This is a genomic window from Streptomyces sp. FH025, from assembly GCF_017427025.1.
GTDB lineage: Bacteria > Actinomycetota > Actinomycetes > Streptomycetales > Streptomycetaceae > Kitasatospora.
Genome location: NZ_JAFLNG010000215.1, coordinates 1 through 11,010 on the forward strand (window position 1 = coordinate 1; position 11,010 = coordinate 11,010).

Annotated in this window: 9 protein-coding genes; 6 read left to right on the forward strand and 3 right to left on the reverse strand. The window is 73.4% G+C overall.

The features are described 5' to 3' along the window. The first annotated feature begins 448 nt into the window (after nucleotides 1-448). From J0670_RS17230 to J0670_RS17240, 3 genes are read left to right on the forward strand one after another with little or no spacing between them, the layout of a single operon-like run. The gene (locus J0670_RS17230) at nucleotides 449-1,093 is read left to right on the forward strand and encodes a class F sortase (protein ID WP_307806556.1); all 645 of its coding nucleotides are present in this window, start codon (nucleotides 449-451) and stop codon (nucleotides 1,091-1,093) included. Further along, nucleotides 1,090-2,412: an alpha/beta hydrolase family protein gene (locus J0670_RS17235; RefSeq protein WP_207812488.1), complete on the forward strand. Its 1,323-nt coding sequence runs from the start codon at nucleotides 1,090-1,092 to the stop codon at nucleotides 2,410-2,412. The genes J0670_RS17230 and J0670_RS17235 overlap by 4 nt, the downstream gene beginning before the upstream one ends. Then, complete coding sequence (locus J0670_RS17240) at nucleotides 2,379-4,985, forward strand: DUF2156 domain-containing protein (protein WP_207812489.1); 2,607 nt, start codon at nucleotides 2,379-2,381, stop codon at nucleotides 4,983-4,985. The genes J0670_RS17235 and J0670_RS17240 overlap by 34 nt, the downstream gene beginning before the upstream one ends. Before the next feature lie 124 nt (nucleotides 4,986-5,109). Here the strand turns inward: J0670_RS17240 and J0670_RS17245 are convergent, their stop codons facing one another. Further along, complete coding sequence (locus J0670_RS17245; protein ID WP_207812490.1) at nucleotides 5,110-5,538, reverse strand: SsgA family sporulation/cell division regulator; 429 nt, start codon at nucleotides 5,536-5,538, stop codon at nucleotides 5,110-5,112. A 308-nt stretch (nucleotides 5,539-5,846) separates the two neighbouring features. Here J0670_RS17245 and J0670_RS17250 point away from each other — a divergent pair, with 308 nt between their 5' ends. The 3 genes from J0670_RS17250 (at nucleotide 5,847) to J0670_RS17260 (ending at nucleotide 9,532) form a co-directional block, all read left to right on the forward strand. Then, nucleotides 5,847-7,679 carry a DEAD/DEAH box helicase gene (locus J0670_RS17250; protein WP_243437139.1) on the forward strand — a complete coding sequence of 611 codons (1,833 nt, stop codon included), beginning with the start codon at nucleotides 5,847-5,849 and terminating at the stop codon, nucleotides 7,677-7,679. A gap of 357 nt (nucleotides 7,680-8,036) precedes the next feature. Next, nucleotides 8,037-8,687 (forward strand): IclR family transcriptional regulator, encoded by a 651-nt coding sequence (locus J0670_RS17255; RefSeq protein WP_207812491.1) that lies wholly within the window; start codon nucleotides 8,037-8,039, stop codon nucleotides 8,685-8,687. A 38-nt stretch (nucleotides 8,688-8,725) separates the two neighbouring features. Then, on the forward strand, nucleotides 8,726-9,532 hold the full coding sequence (locus tag J0670_RS17260) for a S16 family serine protease (protein ID WP_207812492.1): 807 nt from the start codon (nucleotides 8,726-8,728) through the stop codon (nucleotides 9,530-9,532). 78 nt (nucleotides 9,533-9,610) lie between these two features. On the opposite strand, the gene J0670_RS17265 is transcribed toward J0670_RS17260, so the two are convergent. Then, nucleotides 9,611-10,381, reverse strand: coding sequence for an IclR family transcriptional regulator (locus J0670_RS17265; RefSeq protein ID WP_207812493.1), 771 nt, complete (start codon nucleotides 10,379-10,381; stop codon nucleotides 9,611-9,613). 152 nt (nucleotides 10,382-10,533) lie between these two features. Next, nucleotides 10,534-10,995, reverse strand: coding sequence for an Lrp/AsnC family transcriptional regulator (locus J0670_RS17270; protein WP_207812495.1), 462 nt, complete (start codon nucleotides 10,993-10,995; stop codon nucleotides 10,534-10,536). Nucleotides 10,996-11,010: the final 15 nt, after the last annotated feature.

Genomic DNA, 11,010 nt, shown 5'->3' on the forward strand with positions numbered 1-11,010 from the left:
CCGCTCCGGCGGCCAACAGGGTGCGGCGGGAGAGGGCGTCCATGGTCACTCCGTTCATGGGGCGTTCGGCCGGTGTGCGGCACGCGGGTGTTCCGGTCGGACCAGTCGGGTGATAGAACCCGAGACCGGGTCAGCATGGCACGCGGGTCGGAACGGTCGGAGAGGCGCAGCGCGCGGTCGTAACCGATCGCCCGATTGACGCAACCGAACGGGTGGCCCGGGCCGTCGATGCTCTACGACAGGGGTGCGGCCGGTTCCGGGGGCGAGCCACGGCCGTTACGCTCCGCGTCCGTGTCCACACGCGGAGCGGGTGGGAGGCCGTCGACCCTGCCGATCGGCGGGTGCGGCTACGACCCTCGTGGGGACGTGCCATAGGGTCCGATCCGATTGAATGAGTTCCCAGGAAACTCCCAGGAAGCGGGATTCCGGTCAGCAGAGGGGAGCGCCCGTGGGCGTCCAGCAGAGCAGGAGCCCCTGGCCGGGCACCCTGGCGGCGGGCGCCGCGCTGGTGCTCGGCGCCTGGCTGCTGCACGGCGGGGGCTCCCCGGTGCTGCCGCCCTCCCCCGGCGCCGGGCAGGCGCTGTCCGGTTTCGCCCCGGTCTCCGTCGTCCCGCCGCTCGGCCGGTCCGTCCCGACCCGGATCCGGATCCCGGCCGTCCGGCTGGACGCCCCGGTCACCGAGCTCGGCCTGGACGCCGACGGCCACCTCCAGGCTCCGCCGGAGGGGGACCGCAACCTCGCGGGCTGGTACCGCGGCGGGGCCAGCCCCGGCCAGCGCGGCACCGCGATCCTGGCGGGCCACGTCGACAACAGGGCCGGGCCCGCCGTCTTCTACGATCTTGGATCGCTGCGCCGGGGTGACCGGATCGAGATCTCCCGCGCGGACGGCGCCACCGCCGTCTACCAGCTCTACGCCATCGAAGTGCACGACCGAAAGGACTTCCCGGACGACCGGGTCTACCGCCAGGCCGCTGACGCACAGCTGCGGGTGATCACCTGCGGCGGCACGTACAGCGAGGAGAAGGGCTACGAGGGAAACGTCGTCGCCTACGGATTCCTGGCCGGCACCACCGCTCCGGGCAAAGCCGCATGAGCACGCTCACCCTTGCCTCCCGTTGGAACCCGATCGACTGGCCGCTCACCCACGGCCCGATCCCGCACGCCGTCCTCGTCGCCGGCTGGGCGGCGCTGTTCGCGCTCGCCGTCGGCCGCGGCCGGAGCTGGTGGCGGTTCCGCCTGCCCGCCGCGCTGCTCAGCGCGGCGGCGCTCAGCCTGTTGCTGGACGTCGTGGTCGACGGCTGGTGGCACCCCTTCCCCGAGGGCACGCCCCGGTACGTCAGCCGGTGGATCGCCGTCGCCCTGCTGGGCTTCTGCCTGGTCGGGTACCGGATCCGGCGGCTGTCCTGGCCGCGCCGGGGGCTCGCGCTCGGCCTGAGCGGGCTGGTGCTGCTGATGGCCGCCTCCGAGGTCAACATCGGCTTCGACCAGTTCCCGAACGGGCGGGTGATGCTGGCGCCGTGGCTGACCAGGACGGACAGCCTGGTCCCCAAGACCGAGCAGACCGTGTCCGCCCCGCCGGGCAAGGTGCTCGACGAGGTCTGGCAGCCCCCGGCGAACCTGCCCGAGAAGGGCACCGTCTCGGTGGTGCCGATCCCCGGCCTCAGATCGGGCTTCAAGGCCCGTGACGCGTACGTCTACCTCCCGCCCGCCTACCAGGCCACCCCGCGGCCGCTGCTGCCGGTGGTCGTCATGCTCACCGGTCAGCCCGGGTCGCCGGGGGAGTGGGTGCTGTCCGGTCAGATCAACCAGGTGCTGGACGCGTTCGCCGCCCAGCACGGCGGCCTCGCGCCGATCGTGGTGATGCCCGATCAGCTCGGCTCGACCTGGGCCAACACGCTCTGCATGGATTCGAAGATCGCCAAAACCCACACCTACCTGGCGGTGGACGTGCCCGACTGGATCCACCAGAACCTCCAGACCGCCACCGGCCGGACCTCCTGGGCGGTCGGCGGCGCCTCGATGGGCGGCACCTGCGCCCTCCAACTCGGCGTCAACGCGCCCGACGTGTACGGCACCGTCCTGGACATGTCCGGGCAGGTCGAGCCGACCCTGGGCACCCGGGAGGACACCGTCAAGGCCGCGTTCGGCGGCGACGGGAAGAAGTTCGACGCGGTCGACCCGCTCCAGGTGATGACCCGTCGGAAGTTCCCGGACACCAACGCCCTCCTCCTCGTCGGCGAGGCCGACGAGGAGTTCAGGCCGCAGATGGAGAAGGTCTACCAGGCCGTCCAGGCGGCCGGGATGAAGGCGAAGTTCGAGCTGATGCCGGGCGGCCACGGCTGGGTCGTCTTCCGGCCCGGCATCGTCCAGCAGATCCCGTGGCTCGCTCAGCAGACCGGGCTGACCCGGTGACCGGGGCGGGGACCACGCTGATGGCCGTCGAGGAGCGGGAACGCAGAGCCGGGCCGGACGCGGAGCGCGCCGCCGAGCGGGGCGCCGACCGCGCCCCGGTCACCCGGACGCCGGAGCCGCGCTGGCGGCGGCTGCGGCGGGCGGCCCGGGCGCTCGGCGCCCGGCTGTGCTCGGCGCCGCTGACCCTGGCGCTGCTGGCCGGGCTCTGGGTGCTCGGCGGGGCCACCGGCAGCCTGTCCGCGGGGCCGTCCGAGCACCTGCTCTCCCGGGCGGGGATCGGCCTGCCCACGCTCGCCGAGGGCCGCTGGTGGACACCGGTCACCTCGCTGTTCTGGTGCTCCGGCACCGGCGCGTACGTGTTCACCAGCCTGCTGCTGCTCCTGGTCGGCCCGGCCGCCGAACAGCGGCTCGGGCGGCTGCGCACCCTCGCGGTGCTGGTCGTCGGGCAGGTGGCCGGCACCCTGCTGGGCACCGGGCTGGTCGAGTTCGGCTCCTCCGCAGGGGAGCAGTGGACCGTCTCGGTGGCCGGCCAGACCTCGATCGGGCCCGGCGTCGGCCTGTTCGCCCTGGCCGCGGTGCTCGGCTACCGGCTCACCGTGCTCTGGCGCCGCCGGCTGCACCTGCTGGTGCTGCTGGTCCCGCTGGTCATGACGCTGTACGTGGGCCACCTGCAGAGCGTCCAGCGGTGCGCCGCCGCGCTGGTCGGGCTGGGCGTGGGCGCGCTGGTCAGCCGCAGCCGCCCGTACCTGCGCACGCACCGCTCCTCGCACACCGAGATCCGGGTGCTGGTCGCGCTCTGCCTGGTCGCCGCCGCCTTCGGGCCGCTGATCGCCTCGCTGTACGACAACGCCAGCGGGCCGTTCAACACCTTCTCCGAGCTGTACTTCTCCCACCGGTACAGCCCGGACGAGGTGGCCGACTTCTGCGCGATGTCGGCGCACGACTGCGCCCGCGCCCACGCCGTCGAGCGGATCTTCGACACCCCCGGGCGGCTGATGGCCGCGCTCTTCCCGGCGCTGCTGCTGGTGCTCGCCGAGGGGCTGCGCCGGGGGCTGCGGTTCGCCTGGCTGATCACCGTCGCCACCGAGCTGCTCTGGGGGGCGCTGCTGGCCTGGCTCTACCTCGACGCCGGGCCGGTCAGCGGGGACGTGGTGCAGTACTTCGTCGAGGCGATGCTGCTGCCGCTGCTGACGACCGGACTGCTGCTGGCCACCCGTCAGCGGTTCCGGCTGCGGCTGCCCGGGCGGGCGGTGCGCCGGCTGGCCGTGGTGGTCGGCGGGGCCGCGCTGGCCGCCGCGGCGGCGTACGTGGGCCTCGGGCGGCTGGAGGCCGGGCAGTTCGAGCCCGGCGCGGACGTGCGCGGGCTGGTGAACGGGCTGCCGGCCCAGTTCCTGCCGCCCGCGTACAACGACCTGCTGCCGGACTACCCGATCGCGGTCGGCCCGGTGGCGAGGTTCCTGGAGACGTACTGCGGGCTGGCGTTCTGGGCGGTCGCGCTGGTCGCGCTGCTGTCGGCCTTCCGCCGCCCGGTGCTGCACACCGACGCGGCGGCCGCGGCCCGGGCCCGGGCGCTGCTCGCCGCGCACGGCGGCGGGACGCTGTCCTTCATCACCACCTGGGAGGGCAACCACTACTGGTTCGACGAGCGGGGCCGCGCGGCCGTCGCCTACCGGGTGGTGGGCACCGTGGCGCTGACCACCGGCGATCCGTTCGGCGCCCCTGAGGACCGGGCCCGGGCCGTGGCCGGCTTCGCCCGCCACTGCGACGCGCGGGGCTGGACCCCGTGCTTCTACAGCGTCTCCGGCGAGACCATGGCCGCCGCCGCGCAGCTGGGCTGGCGCTCGGTGCAGGTCGCCGAGGACACCGTGGTGCCGCTGCCCGAGCTGGCCTTCACCGGCCGCAAGTGGCAGGACATCCGCACCGCCCTCAACAAGGCCGGCAAGCAGGGCATCACCGCGGAGTGGTGGGCGTACCACGAGGCGCCGCTCGCGCTGCGGGAGCAGATCCGGGCGATCTCCGAGGAGTGGGTCTCCGAGAAGGGCCTGCCCGAGATGGGCTTCACGCTCGGCGGGCTGGCGGAGCTGGACGACCCGGACGTGCGGGTGCTGATCGCGGTGGACGAGCAGCGGGTGGTGCACGGGCTGACCAGCTGGATGCCGGTGTACGAGGACGGTGTGCCGGTCGGCTGGACGCTCGACTTCATGCGCCGGCGCTCGGACGGCTTCCGCGGCGTCAGCGAGTTCCTGATCGCCTCGGCCGCGCTCGGCTTCAAGGAGGAGGGCGCGCGCTTCCTGTCGCTGTCCGGCGCGCCGCTGGCCCGTACCGGGCAGGACGGGCAGCCCACCGGGCTGCAGCGGATGCTGGACTGGATGGGCAGGGTGCTGGAACCGGTGTACGGCTTCCGCTCGCTGCTGGCGTTCAAGGCGAAGTTCCAGCCGGAGTACCGGCCGATGTACATGGCGTACCCCGACCCGGCCGCGCTGCCGGGCATCACCAGGGCGATCGGCAAGGCCTACCTGCCGCACCTGACGGCGGCGCAGGGCGTACGGCTGATGCGCAAGCTGTCGGGTTAGCCGTCGGGCCGCCTCCCCGGGCCCCGGACCCGGGTGGCAGCCGATCCGCGGCGACCAGGCTGTCGTCGGCTCCTGCCGGCTCACGGCCGGAAGCGCGGGAGCGCTCCCGGACGCCGCCCGCCGGTCAGCCGAGCAGCTGGGCGAGCGCGCGGTCGGCGTCCAGGTGCAGGTGCTCCTCGCCCTCGGGGACGAGCAGCCGGCTGCGCCACAGGAAGCGCCGCAGGTCGGCGGTGTCGAACTGGAGCAGCGCGGTGCCCTCCGGGGCCCGCAGCTCGACCATGGTGCGCCGGCCGAGAGCGGGCCGGACGTGGACGTCGCCGGCGCCGGTCGGCAGCTCCAGGCCGGCCGAGAGCAGCTGGCGGGCGAAGACCCAGACGATGTCCTCGGCGCTCTGCCCGTCCATGGGATCGTCCAGCGAGAACTCGGAGGGGAAGGCCATCCGGACCGCGAACGGGTCCTCCGGTTGGTAGGAGAGCACGACCCGCAGCCGGGCGGAGCGGTGCGCGGAGAGGATCAGACGGGCCTGGACGGTCTCTTCGACGGCTGCGTACATGGGGGTCCCTTCGGTTCGGTGTGAGGCCGGGTGACGGCTGGTGGGGTTGGGGCGGCCTCACACTGGTGAGAGTCCTGGGGCCGCCGGGGATTACCCGGTTCCGACAGTGATTGCATGTGACCTGCATCACATCGATTTCCGGCCGTCCGGGCCCGGCGCGGCCCGGCGCCTGGAGGCCCGAACGGCCCCGGGCCGGTAGGCTGGGCGGGTTGTCCGATCGCCGCCCGACCGCGGGACGGGGCCGCAAAACCGCCTCTGACCTGCGATGATCCCCCTCGGAGACCGTGAGTACTGCCGCCGCCTCCTCGATGCCGCTGTTCTCCGACGCGCCGCAGGCGCAGGAGCCCGTCCGGGCCGCCGGCCATGCCGCGCCCGCCGCAAACCACCACCTCTCCCCGGCCTTCCCCGGTCGCGCCCCCTGGGGCACCGCGGGCAAGCTGCGGGCCTGGCAGCAGGGTGCGCTGGACAAGTACATCGAGACCCAGCCGCGCGACTTCCTCGCGGTCGCCACCCCGGGCGCAGGCAAGACCACCTTCGCGCTCACCCTGGCCTCGTACCTGCTGCACAACCACCTGGTGCAGCAGGTGACGGTCGTCGCGCCGACCGAGCACCTGAAGAAGCAGTGGGCCGAGGCCGCCGCCCGGATAGGCATCAAGCTGGACCCGGCGTACTCCTCCGGGCCGCTGTCCCGGGAGTACCACGGCATCGTGGTCACCTACGCGGGCGTCGGGGTCAACCCGATGCTGCACCGCAACCGGACCGAGGCCCGCAAGACCCTCGTGATCATGGACGAGATCCACCACGCCGGTGACTCCAAGTCCTGGGGCGAGGCCTGCTTCGAGGCCTTCGAGCCGGCCACCCGCCGGCTGGCGCTGACCGGGACGCCGTTCCGCTCGGACACCAACCCGATCCCGTTCGTGGCGTACGACGCGGGCAGCGACGGGATCCGCAAGTCCGTCGCCGACTACACCTACGGCTACGGGCACGCGCTCGCCGACCACGTCGTCCGCCCGGTGATCTTCCTCAGCTACAGCGGCAACATGCGCTGGCGCACCAAGTCCGGCGACGAGCTGGAGGCCCGGCTCGGCGAGCCGATGACCAAGGACCTGATCGCCCAGGCCTGGCGCACCGCGCTGTCCCCGCAGGGCGAGTGGATCCCGGCCGTGCTGCAGGCCGCCGACCGGCGGCTGACCGAGGTCCGCAAGGCGATCCCGGACGCCGGCGGGCTGGTCATCGCCACCGACCAGACGGTGGCCCGGGCGTACGCCAAGATGCTGCGCGAGATCAGCGGCGAGAAGGTCACCCTGGTGCTCTCCGACGAGACCGAGGCCTCGAAGCGGATCTCCGACTACTCGGCCGGGACCTCGCGCTGGATGGTCGCGGTCCGCATGGTGTCCGAGGGCGTCGACGTGCCCCGGCTGTGCGTCGGGGTGTACGCGACCTCGATCTCCACCCCGCTGTTCTTCGCCCAGGCGGTCGGCCGCTTCGTGCGCGCCCGCAAGCGCGGCGAGACCGCCTCGGTGTTCCTGCCGACCATCCCGATGCTGCTGGGCTTCGCCAACGAGATGGAGGTCCAGCGCGACCACGTGCTGGACCGCCCCAAGAAGGAGGGCGACGGCCTCTTCGACGAGGAGGACCGGCTGCTCGCCGAGGCCGAGCGGGCCAACGACGGGCCGGACGGCGCGGGCGGCGACGAGTTCTCCTACGAGGCGCTCGGATCCGACGCGGTCTTCGACCGGGTGCTGTACAACGCCATGGAATTCGGCATGCAGGCCCACCCGGGGAGCGAGGAGGAGGACGACTACCTCGGCATCCCGGGCCTGCTGGAGCCGGACCAGGTGCAGATGCTGCTCCAGAAGCGCCAGCACCGGCAGATCCAGCGCAGCAAGACCAAGCCCGCCGAGGAGGCCGACCTGCTGGAGATGCCGGCCGACCAGCGGCCGGTGGTCACCCACCAGGAACTGCGGGAGCTGCGCAAGGAGCTGAACGCGCTGGTCGCCGCCTGGCACCACCGCACCAGCCAGCCGCACGGCACCATCCACAACGAGCTGCGCCGCCAGTGCGGCGGTCCGCTCACCGCGCAGGCCACCGCCAACCAGCTGAAGGCGCGGATCGCCCGCATCCGGGAGTGGGCGAAGTGACCGCCGGCCGGGCGGGCCGCGACCGGCCCGTCCGGCCCGGGGCGTCCGGACATCGGACCGTGGTCGAACTCCTGCTCCGATCCGACGGGCGAATCATGAGCATTCGTCCGTAATTCCCGGCGGCGCGGGTGACGATCGCGCCCGAATTTTGGACAACCACTTCCGCCGCGACACTTCCTTCATTAGCTTTCCCCCACGCTCTTCCGCCGGGCAACCCCCGGGGACGGGCTCCGCAGGACCGTGCGACCGTCAAGGGCGACGCCGTACGGCCCGAGCGCGGCCACCCCCACCTGCGCGCGACACCGACCTTGGACCGGCGCCGCCCGCCCGCGAGCGTCGCGGAAAGGATTGCCCGTCGTGACTGCCGAGACCTCCCAGACCCTGGACCGCGGGGTGCGGGTGCTCAAGCTCCTCGCCGACTCCGAGCGCGGGCTGACCGTCACCGAACTGGCCGCCCGGCTGGCCGTCAACCGCACCGTCGTCTACCGGCTGCTCGCCACCCTGGAGCAGCACGGCCTGGTCCGCCGGGACATCGGCGGCCGCGCCCGGGTCGGCCTCGGCGTGCTGCGGCTGGCGCACCGGGTGCACCCGCTGCTGCGGGAGGCCGCGCTGCCGGCCCTGCGCAGCCTGGCCGAGGACCTCGGCGCCACCGCCCACCTGACCCTGGTGGACGGCAACGAGGCGCTGGCCGTCGCCGTGGTCGAGCCCAGCTGGACCGACTTCCACGTCGCCTACCGGACCGGCCTGCGCCACCCGCTCACCGAGAGCGCGGCCGGCCGGGCGATCCTGGAGGCGCGCGCCTTCCCCGGCCAGCGCAGGCCCGAGCAGGGCTTCGTCATCACCCGTGCGGAGGAACAGTCCGGGGCCAGCGGCGCCGCCGCCGCGCTGATCGGGCTGAGCGGCATCGAGGGCAGCGTCGGCGTGGTGATGCTCAACGGGCTGGTGCCCGAGCGGGTCGGCCCCAGGGTGGTGGAGGCGGCGACCGAGGTGGCCGACGCCCTGAGGTAGCGCTCGCGGGTGGCGTCGGGTGTGTTTGGATTCCTTCTGTGTCCGACACCAAGCTCCCCAAGGCCCTCACCTCCCCGCGCACCCGCGCGCTCGCGCTCTGCGGGGTGCTGGTCGCCGCGCTGTTCGGCGTGGCCGCCTTCGTCCCGCTGCCGTACACCGTCACCTGGCCGGGCCTGACCGCGGACACCCTGGGCGCCTTCGAGGACCGGCCGGTGCTCACCATCACCGGCGCACCGCAGCGCACCACCGAGGGCGAGCTGCGGATGGTCACCATCACGGCGACCAACCCGGACCAGCGGACCACCTTCTGGCGGGCCATGAAGGCCTGGTTCGACCCGAAGGAGGCGGTGCGCCCGACCGACACGGTGTACCCGCAGAGCAACCCCGCCAAGGCCAACGAGGAGACGGCCCGGCAGATGACCGAGTCGCAGGACAGCGCCACCGCGGCCGCGCTGAACTTCCTCCACCTCTCGCCGGACCAGGTGAAGGTCAAGGTCGACCTGGGCGACGTGGGCGGCCCCAGCGCCGGGCAGATGCTGGCGCTGGGCATCGTCGACAAGCTCGCCGGCGACGGCAAGGGCGGGGACCTCACCGGCGGGCTCAAGGTCGCCGGCACCGGCACGATCGACAAGGACGGCACCGTCGGCCCGGTGGGCGGCGTCCCGCTGAAGACGCAGGCGGCCGCCCGGGACGGCGCGACGGTGTTCCTGCTGCCCAAGGACGAGTGCTCGGACGCCCAGGTGAACACGCCGAAGACGCTGCGGCTGGTGCCGGTCGCCACCCTGGCCGAGTCGGTCTCGGTGCTGGAGGCGCTGAAGAGCGGCGGCAGCGTCCCCAGCTGCTGACCGGCTCCGCCCGAGCCGGATCCGTCCGCGTCCGGTGGACCGGGCCGGGCCGAGCCGGCCGCCCGTCCGGCGGACGGGTCAGATGCCGAAGGCCACCGAGGCGAAGTCGTCGGCCAGTCTGGTCCGCAGCTGGGCGGCGATCCCGGCCAGGCGGTGGGCCTGGGCCATCGGCAGCGAGATCGAGACCGCGCCGATGCCGTTGCCCGCGACGATCGGCACCGCCGCGCCCGCCGAGTCGAGCGTGTACTCCTGGAACTGGGTGATCGGGCTGGCGTACCGCGGGCCCTGACGGGGCAGCATCGGCAGGTGCGCCGGGTCCCGCAGGGTGTACGGGGTGAACGCCACCATCGGGTGGCGGGCCAGGTGGTCCCGGCGCTCCTCGGCGGTCATCAGGGCCAGCACGGTCTTGCCGGCCGCGTGGGCGTGCGCGCCGACCCGCCACTGGTGTCGGTCGATCAGCGGAGCGCCGGGGGCCTCGGCCGCGCCGACCAGCTCCACCTCGCCGTTCCGGTACCAGGTGAAGTAGACGGCGGCGGAGAGTTCGTCGGCGAGCGTTTCCAGCAGCGCCTTGAGCCGGGCCCGGCCCGCCGCCGGGCACTCCTCCCTGACCAGCCCGGAGACCGCGGGGCCGGTCAGGTAGTGGCCGGCCCGCCGCTCCAGGTACTGGTCGTGCACCAGGGTGCGCAGCAGGTGGTACGCGGTGCCCAGGGCGAGGTCGGCATCCCGGGCGAGCTGCTTCGCGGTGGCGCCCTTGGGGTAGCGGGCGGCCGCCTCCAGCAGGCGCAGGGCGCGCTGCGCGGAGGTGATGAGGGTGGGGGCGGTACCGGAGGTCGCGAGGCTGCTGGTCATGCGGAGGTCACCCGGGGGGAGGGTGTGGAGGGTCCGGGTATCCGGGGGCCGACGCGTGGCGAGAGGAATAGTGCAACGTTCATATATAAATCATGCGGCCGACGAGCCTCCGAGCCTATGCCGAATCGGCGAACGGCTCCGGACGGACCGTCCTACTCGGCGGCTGCCTGGTCGACCAGCGGCAGGATCCGGTACGGAACCGGGTTCTCCAGCACGATCGCGGTGGAGGAGCGGACGATCCCGTCGAAGCCCACCACCCGGTCGATCACCCGTTGCAGGTCGGCGTTGGAACGGGCCACGATCCGCACCAGCATGTCCCCGATCCCGGTGATCGTGTGCAGCTCCAGCACCTCCGGCACGTTCGCCAGGTGCGTCCGGACGTCCGCGCCCTGGCCCTGGGAGATCTCCAGGGTGGCGAAGGCCGTCACCGGGTAGCCGATCGCCGCCGGGTCCACCTCCGGGCCGAAGCCGCTGATCACGCCCTTGGCCTGCAACCGGTCCAGCCGGGCCTGCACGGTGCCCCGGGCGACCTGGAGCCGGCGCGAGCACTCCAGCACCCCGATCCGGGGCTCCTCCGCCAGCAGCCGGATCAGCCGGCCGTCCAGGGCGTCGATGGTGTCGTTCCCGCC